At 63.7% G+C, this 19206-nt stretch carries 22 protein-coding genes; 2 read left to right on the plus strand and 20 right to left on the minus strand.

The features are described 5' to 3' along the window. Positions 1-40: 40 nt before the first annotated feature. The 17 genes from M2331_RS09570 to M2331_RS09650 form a co-directional block, all read right to left on the minus strand. The gene (locus tag M2331_RS09570; RefSeq protein WP_181560071.1) at positions 41-760 is read right to left on the minus strand and encodes a biotin--[acetyl-CoA-carboxylase] ligase; all 720 of its coding nucleotides are present in this window, start codon (positions 758-760) and stop codon (positions 41-43) included. A 100-nt stretch (positions 761-860) separates the two neighbouring features. Continuing rightward, positions 861-2300, minus strand: coding sequence for an NADH-quinone oxidoreductase subunit NuoN (nuoN, locus tag M2331_RS09575; protein ID WP_181560072.1), 1440 nt, complete (start codon positions 2298-2300; stop codon positions 861-863). Further along, entirely contained in the window at positions 2300-3847 is a 1548-nt protein-coding gene (locus M2331_RS09580) for an NADH-quinone oxidoreductase subunit M (RefSeq protein WP_181560073.1), read from the minus strand. Before M2331_RS09580 ends, nuoN begins: the two co-directional genes overlap by 1 nt. After that, entirely contained in the window at positions 3844-5955 is a 2112-nt protein-coding gene (gene nuoL, locus M2331_RS09585; protein ID WP_181560074.1) for an NADH-quinone oxidoreductase subunit L, read from the minus strand. The genes M2331_RS09580 and nuoL overlap by 4 nt, the downstream gene beginning before the upstream one ends. 4 nt (positions 5956-5959) lie before the next feature. After that, positions 5960-6265: an NADH-quinone oxidoreductase subunit NuoK gene (gene nuoK / locus M2331_RS09590; protein WP_181560075.1), complete on the minus strand. Its 306-nt coding sequence runs from the start codon at positions 6263-6265 to the stop codon at positions 5960-5962. A 106-nt stretch (positions 6266-6371) separates the two neighbouring features. Continuing rightward, complete coding sequence (locus M2331_RS09595) at positions 6372-6986, minus strand: NADH-quinone oxidoreductase subunit J (protein ID WP_181560076.1); 615 nt, start codon at positions 6984-6986, stop codon at positions 6372-6374. A 30-nt stretch (positions 6987-7016) separates the two neighbouring features. After that, positions 7017-7499 carry an NADH-quinone oxidoreductase subunit NuoI gene (gene nuoI / locus M2331_RS09600; protein ID WP_181560077.1) on the minus strand — a complete coding sequence of 161 codons (483 nt, stop codon included), beginning with the start codon at positions 7497-7499 and terminating at the stop codon, positions 7017-7019. Then, complete coding sequence (nuoH, locus tag M2331_RS09605; protein WP_181560078.1) at positions 7496-8542, minus strand: NADH-quinone oxidoreductase subunit NuoH; 1047 nt, start codon at positions 8540-8542, stop codon at positions 7496-7498. Before nuoH ends, nuoI begins: the two co-directional genes overlap by 4 nt. After that, positions 8539-10551 (minus strand): NADH-quinone oxidoreductase subunit NuoG, encoded by a 2013-nt coding sequence (gene nuoG / locus M2331_RS09610; RefSeq protein WP_181560079.1) that lies wholly within the window; start codon positions 10549-10551, stop codon positions 8539-8541. The genes nuoH and nuoG overlap by 4 nt, the downstream gene beginning before the upstream one ends. Positions 10552-10553: 2 nt before the next feature. Further along, complete coding sequence (nuoF, locus tag M2331_RS09615) at positions 10554-11894, minus strand: NADH-quinone oxidoreductase subunit NuoF (protein WP_181560080.1); 1341 nt, start codon at positions 11892-11894, stop codon at positions 10554-10556. Next, positions 11894-12559 carry a complex I 24 kDa subunit family protein gene (locus tag M2331_RS09620; RefSeq protein WP_181560081.1) on the minus strand — a complete coding sequence of 222 codons (666 nt, stop codon included), beginning with the start codon at positions 12557-12559 and terminating at the stop codon, positions 11894-11896. The genes nuoF and M2331_RS09620 overlap by 1 nt, the downstream gene beginning before the upstream one ends. After that, entirely contained in the window at positions 12552-12743 is a 192-nt protein-coding gene (locus M2331_RS09625) for a hypothetical protein (RefSeq protein WP_181560082.1), read from the minus strand. The genes M2331_RS09620 and M2331_RS09625 overlap by 8 nt, the downstream gene beginning before the upstream one ends. After that, a complete protein-coding gene (locus M2331_RS09630; protein WP_264572273.1) occupies positions 12740-13102 on the minus strand; it encodes a nuclear transport factor 2 family protein in 363 nt (120 codons plus the stop codon). The genes M2331_RS09625 and M2331_RS09630 overlap by 4 nt, the downstream gene beginning before the upstream one ends. An 11-nt stretch (positions 13103-13113) precedes the next feature. Continuing rightward, on the minus strand, positions 13114-14349 hold the full coding sequence (locus tag M2331_RS09635; protein WP_264592352.1) for an NADH-quinone oxidoreductase subunit D: 1236 nt from the start codon (positions 14347-14349) through the stop codon (positions 13114-13116). Further along, positions 14349-15236 (minus strand): NADH-quinone oxidoreductase subunit C, encoded by an 888-nt coding sequence (locus tag M2331_RS09640; RefSeq protein WP_181560083.1) that lies wholly within the window; start codon positions 15234-15236, stop codon positions 14349-14351. The genes M2331_RS09635 and M2331_RS09640 overlap by 1 nt, the downstream gene beginning before the upstream one ends. 10 nt (positions 15237-15246) lie before the next feature. Further along, complete coding sequence (locus M2331_RS09645) at positions 15247-15813, minus strand: NuoB/complex I 20 kDa subunit family protein (protein ID WP_181560084.1); 567 nt, start codon at positions 15811-15813, stop codon at positions 15247-15249. Continuing rightward, the gene (locus M2331_RS09650; RefSeq protein ID WP_181560085.1) at positions 15804-16178 is read right to left on the minus strand and encodes an NADH-quinone oxidoreductase subunit A; all 375 of its coding nucleotides are present in this window, start codon (positions 16176-16178) and stop codon (positions 15804-15806) included. The genes M2331_RS09645 and M2331_RS09650 overlap by 10 nt, the downstream gene beginning before the upstream one ends. Positions 16179-16320: 142 nt before the next feature. Between M2331_RS09650 and M2331_RS09655 the strand changes: the two genes are divergently transcribed. Together M2331_RS09655 and bfr are read left to right on the plus strand one after the other, a co-directional pair. Then, a complete protein-coding gene (locus M2331_RS09655) occupies positions 16321-16623 on the plus strand; it encodes a (2Fe-2S)-binding protein (RefSeq protein ID WP_319800986.1) in 303 nt (100 codons plus the stop codon). A gap of 161 nt (positions 16624-16784) precedes the next feature. Beyond that, positions 16785-17264 (plus strand): bacterioferritin, encoded by a 480-nt coding sequence (gene bfr / locus M2331_RS09660; protein WP_181560086.1) that lies wholly within the window; start codon positions 16785-16787, stop codon positions 17262-17264. A gap of 118 nt (positions 17265-17382) precedes the next feature. On the opposite strand, the gene M2331_RS09665 is transcribed toward bfr, so the two are convergent. From M2331_RS09665 to efp, 3 genes are read right to left on the minus strand one after another with little or no spacing between them, the layout of a single operon-like run. Then, on the minus strand, positions 17383-18207 hold the full coding sequence (locus M2331_RS09665) for an inositol monophosphatase family protein (protein WP_181560087.1): 825 nt from the start codon (positions 18205-18207) through the stop codon (positions 17383-17385). A gap of 49 nt (positions 18208-18256) precedes the next feature. Further along, the gene (locus tag M2331_RS09670; RefSeq protein ID WP_181560088.1) at positions 18257-18619 is read right to left on the minus strand and encodes a hypothetical protein; all 363 of its coding nucleotides are present in this window, start codon (positions 18617-18619) and stop codon (positions 18257-18259) included. After that, entirely contained in the window at positions 18619-19182 is a 564-nt protein-coding gene (efp, locus tag M2331_RS09675) for an elongation factor P (protein ID WP_181560089.1), read from the minus strand. Before efp ends, M2331_RS09670 begins: the two co-directional genes overlap by 1 nt. Positions 19183-19206: the final 24 nt, after the last annotated feature.

Consider the following 19206-nt stretch of genomic DNA (forward strand, 5'->3'; position numbering starts at 1 on the left):
TGATCCTCTCAGGCGGCGTTGCGCGTTTCCAGCGCCGAATTCAAGGCAATATGCCGACATCGCCGCTGTGCACGACCGCCTGTGTGCCATCCTCACGGGCCAACATCAGCGCACCATCGCCGCGCAAGCCGGCAAAGCGCCCGTGCAGGGGCGCGTCTGCCGTGCCCGTCACCACCAGCGCCGTGCCGATGGGATGCGCCCGCGCAAGCCAGGCCGGGACGAGCGCGGCCATCCCCTCCGCGCGCCAGCGTGGCAGCCAGCGGTCGACCGCGAGAACCAGCGCGTCGAGAACCGCCTCGGCGGCAACGTCAGCCCCGCCCGGCAAGGCATTCAGCGCTACGGTCGGGCGGTCGGCGAGCGACGGCGCGGTGGCGATGTTGACCCCGATCCCGGCGATGATCGCCTGCCCTTCCCGTTCCAGCAACATGCCCGCCAGCTTGGCGCCATCCGCAAGAACATCATTGGGCCATTTCAGCAGGATCGGCGCCTTCACTGCGAGGCTTGAAAGCGCGTCATGGACCGCGATCCCCATCATCAGGCTGATGCCGGTGACTGGCGGATCACCCGGCTGCAGCGCGATCAGGGTGGAGGCGTAGAGGTTACCGGTCGGGCTCTGCCAGGCACGGCCGAGCCGCCCCCGCCCCGCCGTCTGGCGCTCGGCGCGCAGCCAGTGCCCATCCGGCCAGCGATCGGCCTGCGCGCGCAGATCGGCATTGGTGGAGCCGGTTTCCGGTACGACATCGATGCGCGCGTGCGCCATCTAGCCGCGCCCCTGTGACGCCATGCGGTGATAGAGGGTCATCGATGCGCCCACTGCGCACTGCAGCGTCGCCCCGCTCGTAAGGCGACGCGCGGCGGTCTCAGAAAAGCGAAGCTGCAGCAGCCGCGCTCGCCCGGTCGAGCCAGGGGTTGAGCAGATAGCCCACCACGATGATCGCTGCGCAGGCGGTCATAAGCCCATATTCCAGGGGGCTGCGGGCAGTGCCATAAGGCTCGGCCGGCTGGTCGAAGTACATCGTCTTGACCACCTTGAGATAATAGAAGGCGCCGATGACCGAGGCGGCAATACCGATGGCGGCCAGCGGCGTAAGGCCCGCACCGACGGCGGCATCGAACACCAGGAACTTGGCCCAGAAGCCGAACAGCGGCGGAATACCCGCAAGGCTGAACATGAAGATGGCCAGCGCAGCCGCCAGACCCGGTCGCGAGCGCGACAGGCCCGCGAGGCTCGCGATCGTCTCGACCGGATTGCCGTCCTCATCCCGCATCTGCAGCACGCAGATGAAGCTGCCGACCGTCATGATAATGTAGATGAACAGATAGCTCATCACCGCCGCAACACCTTCGGCCGTGCCGGCCGCCAGGCCGATCAGCGCGAAACCGATGTTGTTGATCGAGGAATAAGCCAACAGCCGCTTGATGTTGGGCTGGTTGATCGCCGCAACGGCGCCCAGCACGATGGACGCCAAGGCCATGAAGATGATGATCTGCTGCCAGGCGACTCCGCTCGGCCCCATCGCGCTGATCGCCACGCGCACCGTCAGCGCGAGCGCTGCCACCTTGGGCGCGCTGGCGAAGAAGGCCGTGACCGGTGTCGGCGCACCTTCATACACGTCGGGCGTCCACATGTGGAACGGCACCGCACTGATCTTGAAGGCAAGACCCGCCAGCACGAACACCATGCCGAACATTTCGCCGGTGCTCAGGCCATCGGCCATCGCTGCAGCGACACCAGTGAAGCTCGTCGTACCGGAGAAGCCATAGAGCAGCGACATGCCATAAAGCAGGATGCCGCTCGCGAGACCGCCGAGCACGAAATATTTGAGGCCGGCTTCTGCCGAGCGCGAATCCTTGCGGGCAAAGCTCGCCAGCACATAGGCGGCTAGGCTCTGCAACTCGAGGCCGATATAGAGCGTCAGCAGATCGGCCGCCGACACCATCATCGACATGCCTATGGACGAGAAGAGGATCAGCACCGGATATTCGGCGCGCAGGCCACCGTCGCCATCGAAGAAGCGCGGTGCCACGACGATGCAGGCCGCAGCCGCGAAGAAGATCAGTGCCTTGGCGAAGCTCGCAAAGGCATCGGCGCGGTAGAGACCCTCGAAGATCAGGCCGCCGGCATTCACCGCCGGCGTGGCGAGCAGCAGCCCGGCCACGGCCAGCGCCAGCACCGAGAGCCAGCTCACCGTGCGACCGGCGCTATCGCCTGCAAAGGCACTGACCATCAGCAGGACCAGGCCCGAGATCGTCAGCGTGATTTCCGGCAGGACCGAAGCGAATACGCCCAGGCTATCCATCAGTGCGCCCCCTCGGCGTGTTCTTCATGATGTGTTGTAACGGCCTTGCCCGTGCCCTTGGTGAGGTGGGCGTCACCGGCGGGCTTCACCGCCTCGGTGCGGGCAACGATGCTGGCGACATTGCCGCGCATCGGCGCCAGGAAGCTTTCGGGATAGACGCCCATCCACAGCACCGCAGCGGCAATCGGCACCAGCAGCGCCATTTCACGCGCCGAGAGGTCCGGCATGGCGCGAACGTCGTCCTTGACCAGGTCGCCGAACACCACGCGGCGGTAGAGCCACAGCATATAGGCGGCGCCCAGGATGATGCCGGTGGTGCAGACCAAAGCGACCCAGCTCGATGCCTGATAGATGCCCATCAGCGACAAGAGTTCGCCGACGAAGTTGCTCGTGCCCGGCAGGCCGACGGAGGCCATGGTGAAGAGCATGAACAGCAGCGCATATTTCGGCATGTTGACGGCAAGGCCGCCATAGCGATTGATCTCGCGGGTGTGCAGGCGATCATAAATGATGCCCACGCACAGGAAGAGTGCACCGGAAACCAGGCCGTGGCCCAGCATCACCATCATGGCGCCCTCGACGCCCTGCTGGTTGAAGGCGAACAGGCCGACCGTCACGATCGCCATGTGCGCGACCGAGGAATAAGCGATCAGCTTCTTCATGTCGCTCTGCACCAGCGCGACGAGACTGGTGTAGACCACCGCGACCATCGAGAGGCCCCAGACCAGCCAGGCCAGTTCGGCCGAGGCCACCGGGAACATCGGCAGCGAGAAGCGGATGAAGCCATAGCCGCCCATCTTCAGCAGCACGCCGGCGAGGATCACCGACCCTGCGGTCGGCGCCTGCACGTGCGCATCCGGCAGCCAGGTGTGGACCGGCCACATCGGCATCTTCACCGCGAAGCTGGCAAAGAAGGCGAGGAACAGCCAGGTCTGCGCGTGCGGCGGGAAGTCATAGGCCATCAGCTCCGGAATGGCGGTGGAGCCGGCCGTGCGGACCATCCACAGCATCGCAATGAGCATCAGCACCGAGCCGAGCAGCGTATAGAGGAAGAATTTGTAGCTGGCGTAGATCCGGTCCGCGCCGCCCCAGATGCCGATGATGAGATACATCGGGATGAGGCCGGCCTCGAAGAAGATGTAGAAGAGGAAGATGTCCTGCGCCGCGAAGACGCCGATCATCAGCGTCTCCATGAACAGGAACGCCGCCATATATTCGCCGACGCGGTCCTTCACGGATTCCCAGCTCGCGCCGATGCAGATCGGCATCAGGAACACCGTGAGCGCGATCAGCATCAGCGCGATGCCGTCTATGCCCAGCGCCCAGGCGAACCGCCCGAAGATCGGCGCATATTCGGTGAACTGCCATTCCGCCGCGCCGGGCGTCATGTCGAAGCTCAGCCAGAGGATAGCGCCCAGCACCAGGTCGATCAGGGTCGCGGCGAGCGCGATCCAGCGCGCGGACTGCGCCGAGACGAACAGGCAGGCGATGGCGCCGATCATCGGAACGGCGAGCATCAGCGAAAGGATGGGGAAGCTCTGGCTCATTTCGGCATGATCGCCCAGGTGACTGCCGCGGCGAGGCCAATCAGCATCACCAGCGCATAGGAATAGAGATAGCCCGACTGCATGGCCCGCGTGACCCGGCTGCCGGCAACGACGACCGCCGCCGCACCATTGGGACCGAACCGATCGATGACCCCCTGGTCGCCGCCCTTCCAGAAGACGCGGCCAAGCCACATGGCCGGGCGAACGAAGATGAGATCGTACAGCTCATCGAAGTACCACTTATGCAGCAGGAAATCGTAGAGCATGTAGAACTGCGCCGTGAACTTGGCCGGCCAGTCGGTGTGGCGGATATAGGCCAGCCAGGCGATGACGAGGCCGGTGAGCATGACGACGGCCGGCGTCGCCTTCACCCAGAACGGCACTTCATGCGCGGCATGGACCAGATGCTCGTTGAAATAGAGCGTGCTGGCCGCCCAGAAGCGGGCGCCCTCTTCGACCCCGAAGAAGCTGTAGTAGAACACATAGCCACCCAGCACCGCACCAAGGCTCAGCACGATCAGCGGGATGAGCATGACCAGCGGGCTCTCATGGGGGTGATAGCCTGCCGTGCCGGTCGCCTGCGCATCGACGCCATGGCCGTGCGGATCATGACCCGCATCTTCCTGCGCCGGCGGATTGTCCGCACCATGCTCGGCATGGCCGTATGCTTCGGCATGGGCATGGTCGTCATGACCGTGGCCGTGGGCATCATGGACAGCGTGCTGAATGTGCTCGCTGCCCGCCCAGCGGGGCTTGCCCCAGAAGGTCAGGAACATCAGGCGCCAGCTGTAGAAGCTGGTGAGCAGCGCCGCGAAGGCGCCGACGAAGAACGCGCCCGTGCCATGGCCGCCCGCCGCGAAGGCGCTCTCCAGGATCGCATCCTTGGAGAAGAAGCCGGCAAAGCCGAAATAGGTGCCGGGAACGCCGACGCCGGTAATGGCCAGCGTGCCGAGCAGCATCGTCCAGAAGGTGATCGGGATCGATTTCCGCAGGCCGCCATAATAGCGCATGTCCTGCTCATGATGCATGGCATGGATCACCGAGCCGGCGCCGAGGAACAGCAGCGCCTTGAAGAAGGCGTGCGTCAGCAGGTGGAACATCGCAGCGCCATATGCGCCAACGCCAGCAGCGAAGAACATGTAGCCGAGCTGCGAGCAGGTCGAATAGGCGATCACGCGCTTGATGTCGGTCTGCACCGTGCCGATGGTGGCGGCGAAGATGCAGGTTGCCGCGCCAACGATGGTAACCACCGCCATGGCCGTCGCGCTCGTCTCGAACAGCGGCGAGAGGCGGCACACCATGAACACGCCTGCCGTGACCATGGTCGCGGCGTGGATCAGTGCGGAGACCGGCGTCGGGCCTTCCATCGCGTCCGGCAACCAAGTGTGGAGGCCGAGCTGCGCGGACTTGCCCATCGCGCCGATGAACAGCAGCAGACACAGGACCGTCATGGTATCAAAGCGATGGCCGAGGAAACCGATGGTCGAGCCGGCCATGGTCGGCGCGGCCGCGAGGATCGCCGGAATGTCGATCGTGCCGAACACCAGATAGATGCCGAAGATGCCGAGCATGAAGCCCAAGTCGCCGACGCGGTTGACGACGAACGCCTTGATGGCCGCAGCGCCCGCCGAGGGCTTCTTGTACCAGAAACCGATCAGCAGATAGGAGGCCAGGCCCACGCCTTCCCAGCCGAAGAACATCTGCAGCAGGTTGTTGGCGGTCACCAGCATCAGCATCGCGAAGGTGAACAGCGAGAGATAGGCGAAGAAGCGCGGCTGATCCGGGTCCTCGTCCATATAGCCCCAGCTATACAGGTGGACGAGCGCGGAGACGCTGGTGATGACCACCAGCATCGTGGCCGTCAGCGCATCCACCCGCAGCGCCCAGCTGACGTCCAGCGTGCCCGAGCGCATCCAGGTGAACAGCTCGACAATCTGCGGCTGTGCATTGCCGGTGAGGTAGGAGATGAAGATCGGCCAGGAGAGCGCGCAGGAGAGGAACAGCGCGCCCGTCGTGATGATCTTGGACGGCACATTGCCGATGGCGCGCTGGCCCAGCCCCGCGATGATCGCGGCCAGCAGCGGACCGAAGACGATGATTGAGATCACGCGATCAGCCCTTCATCTGGTTGACATCGTCGACGGCGATGGTGCCGCGCTGACGGAAATAGATGACGAGGATCGCCAGACCGATCGCCGCTTCACCGGCGGCCACTGTCAGAACGAACATGGCGAAGACCTGCCCGACCAGATCGCCCAGATAGGCGCTGAACGCGACGAGATTGATGTTCACCGCCAGCAGGATTAGCTCGATCGCCATCAGGATGACGATGATGTTCTTGCGGTTGATGAAGATGCCGAGCACGCCGAGCACGAACAGGATCGCGCTGACGACGACATAATGACCCAGGCCGATCATGCGGAAAGACCTCCCTTTCCGTTCGCTTCGAGCGAAGTCGAGAAGCGGGGTGCGCGACGTGTCTCGACGACGCTCGACACGAACGGAGCGTTGATGCGGAAGAGGCTCACAGCTCTACCCCCTTGCCCACCGGCTGATCGATGTTGCGCACGGCATCCTCGGGCCGGCGGCGGACCTGCTTGCCAATGTCCTGCGAGCGCACGCCGCCCCGGGCGCGATGCGTCAGCACGATGGCGCCGATCATCGCAACGAGCAGGATGAGCCCGGCCGCCTCGAACAGGAAGATGTAGCGCGAGTAAAGCAGCGCGCCGATCGCCTGGATGTTCGGCATGTCCGTCGGTGTTGGCGCAGCCCGCTGCGCGAGCGTGACCTCACCGGCCTGCCAGATGGCGATGCCGAGCACCAGCTCGACCAGCAGGATCAGCGCGATGGCGCCGCCCAGCGGGAAATAACTGACGAATCCCGCTCGCAACTCCGCGAAATCGATGTCGAGCATCATCACCACGAAGAGGAAGAGCACGGCGACCGCACCCACATAGACGATGACGAGCAGCATCGCGACGAACTCGGCGCCGAGCAGCACCATGAGTCCCGCCGCGTTGAAGAACGCCAGGATGAGCCAGAGCACGCTGTGCACCGGATTGCGCGCGAGAATGACCATCGTGGCCGATGCCACGACGATGCTCGCGAACAGGTAGAAGGCGAAAACTTGAACGGTCAAAACGTCCCCCTCTGGTCCCTTCGCGGCGCCTTAACGGTAGGGGGCATCGGCGGCAAGGTTCGCCGCGATTGCCCGCTCCCATTTGTCACCATTGGCGAGCAGTTTCGCCTTGTCGTAATAGAGTTCTTCACGGGTTTCCGTGGCAAACTCGAAGTTCGGGCCTTCCACGATCGCGTCGACCGGGCAGGCTTCCTGGCAGAAGCCGCAATAGATGCACTTCACCATGTCGATGTCGTAGCGCGTCGTGCGCCGCGAGCCATCGTCGCGCGGCTGCGCCTCGATGGTGATCGCCTGCGCCGGGCAGATTGCCTCGCACAGCTTGCACGCGATGCAGCGCTCTTCGCCATTGGGATAACGGCGCAGCGCATGCTCGCCGCGGAAGCGGGGCGAGATCGGGTTCTTCTCATAGGGGTAGTTGATGGTCGCCTTGGGCTTGAAGAAATACTTCAAGGTCAGCCAGTGCGCCTTCAGAAACTCCCAGAGGGTGAAGGATTTGACGAGATGCGCAATCATGCGCCGCCTCCATAGCGGGTCAACATCAGGAACCCGGACACGAGGAATACGAAGAAGAGCGAGAGCGGCAAGAAGACCTTCCAGCCCAGCCGCATGAGCTGGTCATAGCGGAAGCGGGGCACCGTCGCCTTCACCCAGGAGAAGATGAAGAAGAAGATGAAGGTCTTGGCCAGCAGCCAGATGATGCCCGGCACGACATAGAGCGGTGCCCAGTCCACCGGCGGCAGATAGCCACCCCAGAAGAGCAGCGCGTTGAGCAGGCACATCAGGATGACGTTGGCATATTCGCCGAGCCAGAAGAGCGCGAAGCTCATCGACGAATATTCGGTCTGATAGCCGGCGACGAGCTCGGATTCAGCCTCGGTCAGGTCGAAGGGCGCCCGCGCCGTCTCCGCCATGGACGAGATGAGGAACACCACCGCCATCGGGAAGAGCAGCGGGTTGAAGCCGTGGCCATTCAAAAAGCCATAATAGCTGCGCTGCGTCTCGACGATGGTCGAGAGATTGAAGCTGCCCGACCAGAGCACGACGCTGATCAGCACGAAGCCGATCGAGACCTCATAGGAGATCATCTGCGCACTGGCGCGCATCGCAGAGAAGAAGGGATATTTGGAATTGGACGCCCAGCCCGAGATCACCACGCCGTAAACGCCGAGCGAGCTGATCGCGAGAATATAGAGCAGGCCGACATTGATGTCCGCCAGCACCATTCCGGCATCGAATGGGATCACCGCCCAGGCTAGCAGCGCCACCGTGAAGGTGATGATTGGCGCGAGGATGAACAGGCCCTTGTTGGCCGCACTCGGGATGATCGTTTCCTGCAGGAAGACCTTGAGGCCGTCCGCGAACGACTGGAGCAGGCCAAAGGGACCGACGACGTTGGGGCCGCGACGCAGCGCCATCGCCGCCCAGATTTTGCGATCGGCATAGATGATCATCGCGACCGCCAGCATGAGCGGCAGCGCGATGAGCAGGATGAGGATCAGGTTGGCGACGAACCAACCGAAGCCCGTGCCCAGATAGGTCTGGAAAAACTCGGTCATTCCGCGGCCTCCGCGAACTCTTCACCCATGACCAGTTCTGCCGAGCAGCGCTTCATCGTCGGGCTGGCCCGGCAGATCGCGTTGGTCAGGTAGAAATCCTTGATCGGCAGGTTGATCGGGCCGCTCGCATTGCTCGCCAGCGACGGAGCCGACCAGCCGAAATCGACAAGCCCTTCCTGCGCCAGCGCCGGGACGGCGGCATACATGGCCGCACGCAGCGCCTCAAAGCTGTCGAACGGCAGCGTCTTGCCCAGCACGTCGGAAAGCGCGCGCAGGATCGTCCAGTCCTCGCGGGCATCGCCCGGCGCGAACACGGCCTTGTCGCCGCGCTGCACGCGGCCTTCCGTGTTCACATAGGTGCCGGCCTTTTCGGTGTAGGCCGCGCCGGGCAGGATCACCTCCGCCGCATGCGCGCCCTTGTCGCCATGATGGCCGACATAGACCTTGAAGCTCTTGCCGAAGAGGTCGAACGGCACATCGTCCGCGCCCATCAGGAACAGCAGCTTGGGCTCGCTCTGCGCGATCGCCTTCACCCCGCCCTGCGCGGCATAGCCGAGCATCAGCCCGCCCATGCGTGCGGCGGCCATGTGGACGACGTTGAAGCCGTTCCAGTCAGCCTTGATCAGACCCAGCGTGTTCACCGCCGCCAGTGCGGCGCCATGCACGCCCGCGGCCGCCAGCGCACCGCCGCCCATGATCAGCGCCGGGCGGTTGGCCGCAGCGAAGGCATCAAGCACATCCTTGGGCAGGTTCGCGAGAAGCGCGGCATCGTTGCCGAGCGAGGTCACCTTATAGGTCAGGTCCACATCGGGCCCGATGGTCCAGACCTTGGCGCCCTTCTTGATGGCCTTGCGGATGCGCGTGTTGATCAGCGGGGCTTCCCAACGCAGGTTGGTGCCGACCAGCAGGATCGCGTCCGCCGTCTCGATGCCGGCGAGCGTCGAATTGAAGTTCACCGCCGAAAGGCTGGAAACGTCATAATCGAGGCCGCCCTGGCGGCCTTCGAGCAGCGAACCGCCAAGACCATGGACAAGCTCACGCGCGGCGAACATCGTCTCGCAATCGAGCTGATCGCCGGCAATCGCAGCGACCGAGCCGTTGGCGGCCTTCGCCACAGCGGCGATGGCCGCAAAGGCCTCGTCCCACGTGGCAGCAACCAACTGGCCGTCCTTGCGGACATAAGGCTTGTCGAGGCGTTTGCGGATCAGGCCATCGACCGCGTGGCGGGTCTTGTCGCTCGCCCACTCCTCATTCACGTCGTCATTGACGCGCGGCAGCACGCGCAGCACCTGACGGCCACGGCTGTCGATGCGGATATTCGTACCCACGGCATCCATCACGTCGATGGCGAGCGTCTTCTTGAGCTCCCAGGGCCGCGCCTCGAAGGCGTATGGCTTGGAAGTCAGCGCGCCGACCGGGCAAAGATCGACCACATTGCCGGAGAGCTCGCTCTTGGCGGCATGTTCCAGATAGGTGGTGATCTGCATGTTCTCGCCGCGATAGATCGCGCCGATCTCCGGCACGCCGGCCACTTCCTCGGCAAAGCGCACGCAGCGGGTGCACTGGATGCAGCGGGTCATCACCGTCTTGACGATGGGGCCCATATATTTCTCGGTGACAGCCCGCTTGTTCTCGTCATAGCGGCTCTGGCCACGGCCATAAGCGACGGACTGGTCCTGCAGATCGCACTCGCCGCCCTGATCGCAGATCGGGCAATCGAGCGGATGGTTGATGAGAAGGAACTCCATCACGCCCTCGCGGGCCTTCTTCACCATCTCGCTGTCGGTGCGGATTTCCTGACCGTCCGCGGCCGGCAACGCGCAGCTCGCCTGCGGCTTGGGCGGCCCAGGCTTCACCTCGACGAGGCACATGCGGCAATTGCCGGCGATGGAGAGGCGCTCATGGTAGCAGAAGCGCGGAATTTCCTTGCCGGCCAGCTCGCACGCCTGAAGCACGGTCGCTCCGGCGGGAACTTCGATGTCGATGCCGTCTACTTTGACTGTGGGCATGATTACTCCGCTGCCTCCAGCACAGGGGCGCCGCCGCGCTTGGCCGCGATGCGGCGCTCGATCTCGGGGCGGAAATGGCGAATGAGGCCCTGGATCGGCCACGCGGCTGCGTCGCCGAGCGCGCAGATGGTGTGGCCTTCGACCTGCTTGGTGACCTGGAAGAGCATGTCGATCTCCTCCACATCGGCGTCGCCGCGCACCAGCCGCTCCATCACGCGCCACATCCAGCCCGTGCCCTCACGACAGGGCGTGCACTGGCCGCAGCTCTCATGCTTGTAGAAGTAGCTGAGCCGCGCGATTGCCCGCACGATGTCGGTCGACTTGTCCATGACGATCACCGCTGCGGTGCCGAGGCCGGAGCCGAGCGCGCGCAGGCCGTCAAAATCCATCGGCGCGTCCATAATCTCAGCGGCTGGCACCAGGGGCACCGAAGAGCCGCCGGGGATGACCGCGAGCAGATTGTCCCAACCGCCGCGAATGCCGCCGCAATGGCGATCGATCAGCTCGCGGAACGGGATGCTCATGCTCTCCTCAATCACGCACGGCTTGTTCACATGGCCGCTGATCTGGAAGAGCTTGGTGCCGCGATTGTTCTCGCGCCCGAAGCTGGAGAACCAGCCGGCGCCGCGCCGCAGAATGGTCGGCGCAACCGCGATGCTCTCGACATTATTGACCGTGGTCGGGCAGCCATAGAGGCCTGCGCCCGCCGGGAACGGCGGCTTGAGACGCGGCTGGCCCTTCTTGCCCTCGAGGCTCTCGATCTGCGCGGTTTCCTCGCCGCAGATATAGGCCCCTGCCCCGCGATGGACGAATACATCGAAATCATAGCCCGAGCCGCAGGCATTCTTGCCGAGGAAGCCCTTGGCATAGGCCTCTTCCACAGCGGCGAAGAGCACCTTCGCCTCGTAGATGAACTCGCCACGGATGTAGATATAGGCCGCCCGCGCACGCATCGCGAAGCCGGCGACCAGCGCGCCCTCGATCAGCTTGTGCGGATCGTGGCGGATGATCTCGCGGTCCTTGCACGAGCCCGGCTCGGACTCGTCGGCATTGATAACCAGGAAGCTCGGGCGTCCGTCCTTGCTCTCCTTGGGCATGAAGCTCCACTTCATACCGGTCGGGAAGCCGGCGCCACCGCGACCACGCAGGCCCGAGGCCTTCATGATGTCGATGATGCCGTCCTGCCCGATTTCGAGCAGTTTTTTGGTGTTATCCCAATCGCCCCGCTTCATGGCGGCGTCGATGCGCCAGTCCTGATAGCCATGGACGTTGGTGAAGATGCGGTCCTTGTCTTCCAGCGGGCCGACAAAGGGCGGCGGCGCGGCGGGCGTTTCGTCAGCCATTACCATTCCCCCCGATAATCATGATTCTCGGTGACCATCGCCTTCGTCGCAGTCGGCCCGCCCTCAGGGGCGCTGGTCTGGCGGTCGATCTGCGGACCGATCTTGGGCTGCTTGCCGGCTGCGAGATCGTCGAGGATCGCCGTCATGCTCGCGAAGGTCAGATCTTCGTAATTGTCGTCGTTGATCTGCACCATCGGCGCATTGGCGCAGGCGCCGAGGCACTCGACCTCGGTCAGCGTGAACAGGCCGTCCGCGGTGGTCGTGCCCTTCTTGAGGCCGCGCTTGGTGCAAGCGGCCAGCACATCGTCGCTGCCGCGCAGCATGCACGGCGTCGTGCCGCAGACCTGCACATGGAACCGGCCGACCGGCGCCAGATTGTACATGGTGTAGAAGGTCGCGACCTCATAGGCGCGCATGAACGGCATATCGAGCTGGGCGGCGACATATTCGATCACCGAGATCGGCAGCCAGCCCTGCGTGTTCGTCTCCGCACCGACCTGCCGCTGGGCAAGATCGAGCAGCGGCATCACAGCCGACTGCTGGCGGCCATCGGGATAGCGTGCGATGACCTTCTTAGCCTGCTCGGCATTTTCCGGCGTCCAGGCGAAACCGCCCCAGCGGGCGCGGACTTCGGCTTCATCGGGGATCTGGGGCGCGTCAGCCATTCTCGCGGATCCGCTTGCTGTAGGCCGGTGCACCGAAGGTCAGCCAGAAATAGACCGTGGCGCATGCCAGCCCTGCGACCACGCCATCGGGAACATCGGCCATGCGGTCCAGCACGATCAGCACCATGCCGGCAAGGCTCAGCACCAGGATATGCAACCAGACGGGTGTTGCGTCGCCCCTCATCGAATGAACTCCACGCGCGACACCTTGTCGCCCTCGAATGAATAGACAGCGATCACGTCGAACGGCTCGACCAGCTCCGAGCCATCGCTTGCCGGGCCGCGCGTGACATGCTCGCGCATCAGCACATAGCTGCCGATGGCCTGCGCCTCGACGATCTCCGCATGGTTCTGCGGCCATTTGGCGAAAGCGGCGGCGAGGCCCGAGCGGGTCCCTTCCTTGCCTTCGCGCACGACCGCGCCGCGATAATTCGCCTCGCAGGCCTCGTCCGTCATCAGCTCGACATAGGCGTCGGCATCCTGACGATTGTAGCGCGCGATCATCTCGCGGGCGATGGCGATGCGCTCGTCAGCGGACAGCATGGTTGCAACGCTCACCGGTCGCACTCCCCGAACACGATATCCATCGCGCCGAGCACGGCGGTGGTGTCGGCCAGCATGTGACCCTTCATCAGGAAGTCCATCGCCTGCAGATGGCTGAATGCGGTCGGACGGATCTTGCAGCGATAGGGTTTGTTGGTCCCGTCGCTCACCAGATAGACGCCGAACTCGCCCTTGGGGCTTTCGGTCGCCACGTAGACTTCGCCCTCGGGCACGTGGAAGCCCTCGGTATAGAGCTTGAAGTGGTGGATGAGTGCTTCCATCGACTGCTTCATCTCGCCGCGCTTGGGCGGCACGACCTTGCGATCGAGTGAAGCGACCGGGCCGTCCGGCATCTCGTTCAAGCACTGCTTCATGATCCGCGCCGACTGGCGAACCTCTTCCACGCGCACCATGAACCGGTCGTAGCAGTCGAAGTTGGTGCCGACGGGCACGTCGAACTCCATGCGATCATAGACATCGTAAGGCTGGGCCTTGCGGATGTCCCACGGAATGCCGGAGCCACGGAGCATTGGGCCTGAGAAGCCCCAGCGCAGCGCGTCTTCCTTGGAGCAGACTGCGATATCGACATTGCGCTGCTTGAAGATGCGGTTGTCCGCCACCAGGCTGATCGCATCCTCGAAGAGACGTGGCAGGCGCGTATCGAGCCATTCGCCAATGTCCGCGAGCAGCTTGAGCGGCACGTCCTGATGGACGCCGCCCGGCCGGAAATAGGCCGAGTGCATGCGCGCGCCGGATGCGCGCTCGAAGAAGTTGAGGCAGTCCTCGCGGATCTCGAACATCCACAGGTTCGGCGTCATCGCGCCAACGTCCATGACGTGCGAACCGAGGTTCAGCATGTGGTTGCTGATCCGCGTCAGCTCAGCAAAGAACACGCGCAAATATTGCGCGCGCAGCGGCACTTCGAGGTTCAGCAGCTTCTCGATGGCCAGCACATAGCTGTGCTCCATGCCGAGCGGCGAGCAATAGTCCAGCCGGTCGAAATAGGGCAGCGCCTGCAGATAGGTCTTATACTCGATCAGCTTCTCGGTGCCGCGATGCAGCAGGCCGACATGCGGATCGCAGCGCTCCACGATCTCGCCCTCGAGCTCCATAACCAGACGCAGCACGCCGTGGGCAGCGGGGTGCTGCGGGCCGAAGTTGATCGTATAGTTCTGGATCGCGGTGTCGCCGAGCGCCGGATCGGCGTCGTCAACGAGATGCTCCAGCTTGTCGAGATATTCGGACATCAGGCGTCACCCTCGGGCGTCTTGGGCTTGCGCGTACGCTTCGGCTTGTTTTCCACCGGGGGCGTGTCTTCCACCGGCGCAGACGCAACCTCCGCCTTCTTGGCACGCGGTGCACGGGCCTGCTTGGTCGCAGCCTTGTCGGCCGGCGCGCCGGCACCGGTATCCGCAGGCTTGTCCGTCGTCTTGGTCGTCTTTGCGTCCGGGGAAGCGGATGCTGGCGGGGGCGGCGGAGGAGGTGGCGGCGGCGTGGGCGCACCCGGCGCCTCGCCCTTGGCCTTCTCGTCGCCCGGCAGCACATATTGCGCGCCTTCCCACGGGCTCATGAAGTCGAAGCTGCGGAAGTCCTGCGCGAGCTTCACCGGCTCATAGACCACCCGCTTCTGCTCTTCCGAATAGCGCAGCTCGACATAGCCGGTGAGCGGGAAGTCTTTGCGGAACGGATAGCCCTTGAAACCATAATCGGTGAGGATGCGACGCAGGTCCGTGTTGCCCTCGAACAGCACGCCATACATGTCGAACACTTCGCGCTCGAGCCAGCCGGCAACCGGCCAAAGATGCGTGACGGTCGGCACCGCATGATCCTCATCGGTGCGCACCTTGACGCGCAGGCGATGGTTCTTGGTCACCGAAAGCAGGTGATAGCAGACCTCGAAGCGCTCGGCGCGATCGGGATAGTCGACCCCGGCGATCTCCATGAGCTGCTGATAGTCGAAGCGATCGCGAAGAAGCTGCAACGCATCGGCCAGCGCCTCGCGCTGCACGCCCACGCTCAGCTCGAAATGCGCATCCTTGATCGCCAGCACGACATCGCCGAGTGCGGCGCGAATGGCATCGGCCAGACCCTCGATCGGCTCGACCCGCGGTGCGGAATGAACGGCTGTCACCATATCCGCCCCCTCAACGCTCTATCGTGCCGACCCGGCGGATTTTCCGCTGGAGCTGCATGATGCCATAAAGCAGTGCTTCGGCCGTCGGCGGGCAACCGGGGACATAGATGTCCACGGGCACGATCCGGTCGCAGCCGCGCACGACGCTGTAGCTGTAATGATAATAGCCGCCGCCATTGGCGCACGAGCCCATCGAGATGACGTATTTCGGCTCGCTCATCTGGTCGTAGACCTTGCGCAGCGCCGGAGCCATCTTGTTGCACAGCGTGCCGGCGACGATCATCACGTCGCTCTGGCGCGGGGACGCGCGCGGGGCAGCGCCGAAGCGCTCCATGTCGTAGCGCGGCATGTTCACGTGGATCATCTCGACCGCGCAGCAGGCGAGGCCGAAGGTCATCCACCAGAGCGAGCCGGTGCGCGCCCAGTTGAACAGGTCTTCCGTCGAGGTGACGAGGAAGCCCTTGTCGCTCACCTCGGTGGAGAGCGCCTTGAAGAATTCGGGATCTGGCTGCGTGGCCGGCGGAACCCCGATCAGCGGAGCGCCCAGCGTGCCCGGCCGTTCAAGTTCTACTCCCAATCGAGTGCTCCCTTCTTCCAGGCATAGACGAGGCCGAGCACCAGCTCGAAAATGAAGATCATCATCGCGCCCCAGCCGGCCCAGCCGATCTCAGCCAGACTCACCGACCAGGGGAAGAGAAACGCCGCTTCCAGATCGAAGATGATGAACAGGATCGCGACGAGATAGAAGCGCACGTCGAACTGACTGCGCGGATCCTCGAATGCGGGAAAGCCGCACTCATATTCGCTCAGCTTTTCCGGGTCCGGCTTGTGCGATCCCGTCAGCCGGCCGACGGCCATGGGCAGGAACACGAACGCGCACGACAAGCCCAATGCGACAACCAGAAACAGCAGGATCGGCAGATATTGCGACAGATCGACCACTTGAATCCCCTAGGCTTAATAGCCTTTGATGGGGGCGCTTTAGGACTGCTGCACCTGCGAGGCAACCCTTGGACGGGCTGAGAATGATTCGCAACAAATCAGCCGAGCGTCAGCCCCTCCCCTATGGGCTCAGACCGGCCGGATGCCCAACCATTCGTCGCATTCGATCACGCCGGAGATTGCAAATGCCTCGCAACAACACTATCAACGAATCATGCTTGTCTGTATCTGTAATGCGATCACGGAACAGGAACTGCGCAGCGTTGCTCGCCAGGGTGTGACGTGTCCCGAAAGCGCCTACCGGGCGCTCGGCAAAACGCCGCAATGTCGCATCTGCCTCGATCATGCGGAAGATGTGATGGTGGAAGAGCAATCCTCCTGCCGGGCGCGCTGCAACCGCAGCCTCAATGCGCCGAGCCAGACCGGCACCTGGGCAACGGCCTGAGCCGACCAGCCAAGCCCCATTCCTGACTATCATTGGCATTAGCGAAGAAGTGCACCGCTATTAAGAACCTATCGCACCCATGGTTGCGAGACGTTCTCGCGTGAATTATTGCCGCTTTGCTGCTAGTTCCGCTCCATCGACTGACGACATGGAGACAGAACATGAAGGGTGACGAAAAGGTCATCGAATTTCTCAATGGCGCGCTCAAGAACGAGCTGACTGCCATCAACCAATATTTCCTCCACTACCGTCTTCTCGATCACTGGGGTATCTCGAAACTCGCCAAGTTCGAATATGAGGAATCGATCGACGAGATGAAGCACGCCGACAAGCTGGCGGAGCGCATCCTGTTTCTCGATGGCCTGCCCAACTTCCAGCTGCTCGGGCGCCTGCGCATCGGCAGCACGGTCGAGGAAGTGCTCAAGGCCGATCTCGACACAGAATTGGAAGCGATCCCGCTGCTTCGCGATGCCATCCAGCATTGCGAGAGCGTGCGCGACTATGTCAGCCGCGACCTGTTCCAGCATATCCTCGACAGCGAGGAAGACCATGTCGACAAGCTGGAGACGCAGTTCGAGATGATCGAGCGCATGGGCCTGGCCAATTATATCCAGCTCAACAGCGAGGCCGTCGAAGGCTGACGCGCCGTCCAGAAGCAAAAAGGGCGCCCCTGCCGGCCGAATGGCGAGCAACGGGCGCCCTTTTTTGTTGGCCGGTAAACGGCGGCAGCGATAGTCGCCGGCGCCGGACCGTTCCGCATCACATGTTGCGTAGCGCTCCGGCGAGCAGCTTGTGGAGCTTGCTGTGGAGCACGTCATTGGCGGCCAGCACCTGGCGACGCTCCACTGGCTCGGCGCCACCCCGGAAATCGGTGACGAAACCGCCGGCCTCGCGGACCAAAAGAATGCCGGCCTGCACGTCCCATGCCGAGAGGCCGCTCTCCCAGAAGCCGTCATAGCGCCCGGAAGCCACCCAGGCGAGGTCGAGCGCAGCGGAGCCATAGCGGCGGATACCCGCAACCGAGGGGGCGATGGCGCCGAAAATGCGGCTCCATTCAGTGAAATCGCCGTGGCCGATAAACGGAATGCCGGTGGCGATCAGCGCCTCGGTCAGATCGCGACGAGCCGAGACGCGCAGGCGCTGGTCATGCCGCCAGGCGCCGCGGGATTTCTCCGCCCAATAGCTCTCGTCGGTGATCGGCTGATAGATCATGCCGGTCGTCACTTCGCCCCAGCCCTGCCCGGAGCGATGCGGCTCCTGCACGGCGATGGAAATGGCGAAATGCGGGATGCCGTGGAGGAAGTTGGTGGTGCCATCGAGCGGATCGATCACCCAGCGCGGCTTCATGGGATCGCCGGCGATCTCGCCGCCTTCCTCGAGCAGGAAGCCCCAGTCCGGCCGCGCCTTGCTCAGTTCGGCGACCAGCGTGTCCTCCGCCTTCTTGTCGGCGACAGTCACGAAGTCGGCCGGCCCCTTGCGGCTGACCTGAAGATGCTGAACCTCGCCGAAGTCGCGCCGCAGTTGCGGAGCCACCTTGCGGGCCGCGCGCTCGATGACCGTCAGCAGGCCGGAATGGGATACCATGTCAATCTGTCTCCTCCGGCGCGGAAGAGCGGCCGGTCAGGGAATGAAATCACTTCTTGGGCGGTGCGACCATCTCGGGCCGCAAACCGCAAACGGCCGCCATGGCGCTGAGCACCTGGGTCGGATTTTTGCGGTCCAGCTTCTTCTCGGTCATCAGCTTGTCGGTATTCTCGCTGATCTTGCTGAACGGATTCCCGTAGGCGCAGGTGAAGAGAATGCTCTTCACCGGCTGCGGAATCTTGTCGGACTGCAGACCGCTGACCATGATGCGGAAATTCTCCGCCGCGTGCTGAAGCTGGGCTTCGCTGGGCTGCCCCGCAGGCCTGGCCGGCTTGGCCTGCGCCAGCAGCGGCGCGGACCAGGCAAGGGACAGGGCCAGCGCGGACCCGGCGACGAGGCGGAGGGCGCGCATCAGTCGGCCCGCTTCACATATTCGCGCTCGTAGACATCGACGATGATCCGGGTGCCGGTGGTGATGTGCGGCGGCACCATCACGCGCACGCCATTGTCGAGAATCGCTGGCTTGTAGCTCGCCGATGCGGTCTGCCCCTTCACCACGGCGTCCGCCTCGACGACGGTCGCCTCGACCGTCTCGGGCAGCTGCACGCTGATCGGGCGCTCTTCATACATTTCGAGCATGACCATCATGCCGTCCTGCAGGAACGCTGCGGCATCACCCACGAGATCGTTGGGCAGGTTGATCTGCTCATAGGTCTCCGTGTCCATGAAGACGAGCATGTCGCCCTCGGCATAGAGATACTGGAAATCCTTGGTATCGAGGCGGATGCGCTCGACCGTCTCGGCAGAGCGGAAGCGCACATTGTTCTTGCGCCCGTCGATCAGGTTCTTCAGCTCCACCTGCATATAGGCGCCGCCCTTGCCGGGCTGGGTGTGCTGGATCTTCACGGCGCGCCACAGGCCGCCTTCATATTCGATATTGTTGCCGGGACGAATATCCACGCCGCTGATCTTCATGGGTCGCGCCTGTCTATTTCAAGG

The sequence above is a fragment of the Sphingobium sp. B10D7B genome (genome assembly GCF_025961955.1).
Lineage (GTDB): Bacteria > Pseudomonadota > Alphaproteobacteria > Sphingomonadales > Sphingomonadaceae > Sphingobium.

Bases quoted from the DNA above. Each gene is read 5' to 3' on its own strand.
- M2331_RS09570 (WP_181560071.1), bottom strand. From the start codon at position 760: ATGGCGCACGCGCGCATCGATGTCGTACCGGAAACCGGCTCCACCAAT.
- nuoN (WP_181560072.1), bottom strand. From the start codon at position 2,300: ATGGATAGCCTGGGCGTATTCGCTTCGGTCCTGCCGGAAATCACGCTG.
- M2331_RS09580 (WP_181560073.1), bottom strand. From the start codon at position 3,847: ATGAGCCAGAGCTTCCCCATCCTTTCGCTGATGCTCGCCGTTCCGATG.
- nuoK (WP_181560075.1), bottom strand. From the start codon at position 6,265: ATGATCGGCCTGGGTCATTATGTCGTCGTCAGCGCGATCCTGTTCGTG.
- nuoI (WP_181560077.1), bottom strand. From the start codon at position 7,499: ATGATTGCGCATCTCGTCAAATCCTTCACCCTCTGGGAGTTTCTGAAG.
- nuoH (WP_181560078.1), bottom strand. From the start codon at position 8,542: ATGACCGAGTTTTTCCAGACCTATCTGGGCACGGGCTTCGGTTGGTTC.
- nuoG (WP_181560079.1), bottom strand. From the start codon at position 10,551: ATGCCCACAGTCAAAGTAGACGGCATCGACATCGAAGTTCCCGCCGGA.
- nuoF (WP_181560080.1), bottom strand. From the start codon at position 11,894: ATGGCTGACGAAACGCCCGCCGCGCCGCCGCCCTTTGTCGGCCCGCTG.
- M2331_RS09620 (WP_181560081.1), bottom strand. From the start codon at position 12,559: ATGGCTGACGCGCCCCAGATCCCCGATGAAGCCGAAGTCCGCGCCCGC.
- M2331_RS09625 (WP_181560082.1), bottom strand. From the start codon at position 12,743: ATGAGGGGCGACGCAACACCCGTCTGGTTGCATATCCTGGTGCTGAGC.
- M2331_RS09630 (WP_264572273.1), bottom strand. From the start codon at position 13,102: ATGCTGTCCGCTGACGAGCGCATCGCCATCGCCCGCGAGATGATCGCG.
- M2331_RS09635 (WP_264592352.1), bottom strand. From the start codon at position 14,349: ATGTCCGAATATCTCGACAAGCTGGAGCATCTCGTTGACGACGCCGAT.
- M2331_RS09640 (WP_181560083.1), bottom strand. From the start codon at position 15,236: ATGGTGACAGCCGTTCATTCCGCACCGCGGGTCGAGCCGATCGAGGGT.
- M2331_RS09655 (WP_319800986.1), top strand. From the start codon at position 16,321: ATGCCCAACCATTCGTCGCATTCGATCACGCCGGAGATTGCAAATGCC.
- bfr (WP_181560086.1), top strand. From the start codon at position 16,785: ATGAAGGGTGACGAAAAGGTCATCGAATTTCTCAATGGCGCGCTCAAG.
- M2331_RS09665 (WP_181560087.1), bottom strand. From the start codon at position 18,207: ATGGTATCCCATTCCGGCCTGCTGACGGTCATCGAGCGCGCGGCCCGC.
- M2331_RS09670 (WP_181560088.1), bottom strand. From the start codon at position 18,619: ATGCGCGCCCTCCGCCTCGTCGCCGGGTCCGCGCTGGCCCTGTCCCTT.
- efp (WP_181560089.1), bottom strand. From the start codon at position 19,182: ATGAAGATCAGCGGCGTGGATATTCGTCCCGGCAACAATATCGAATAT.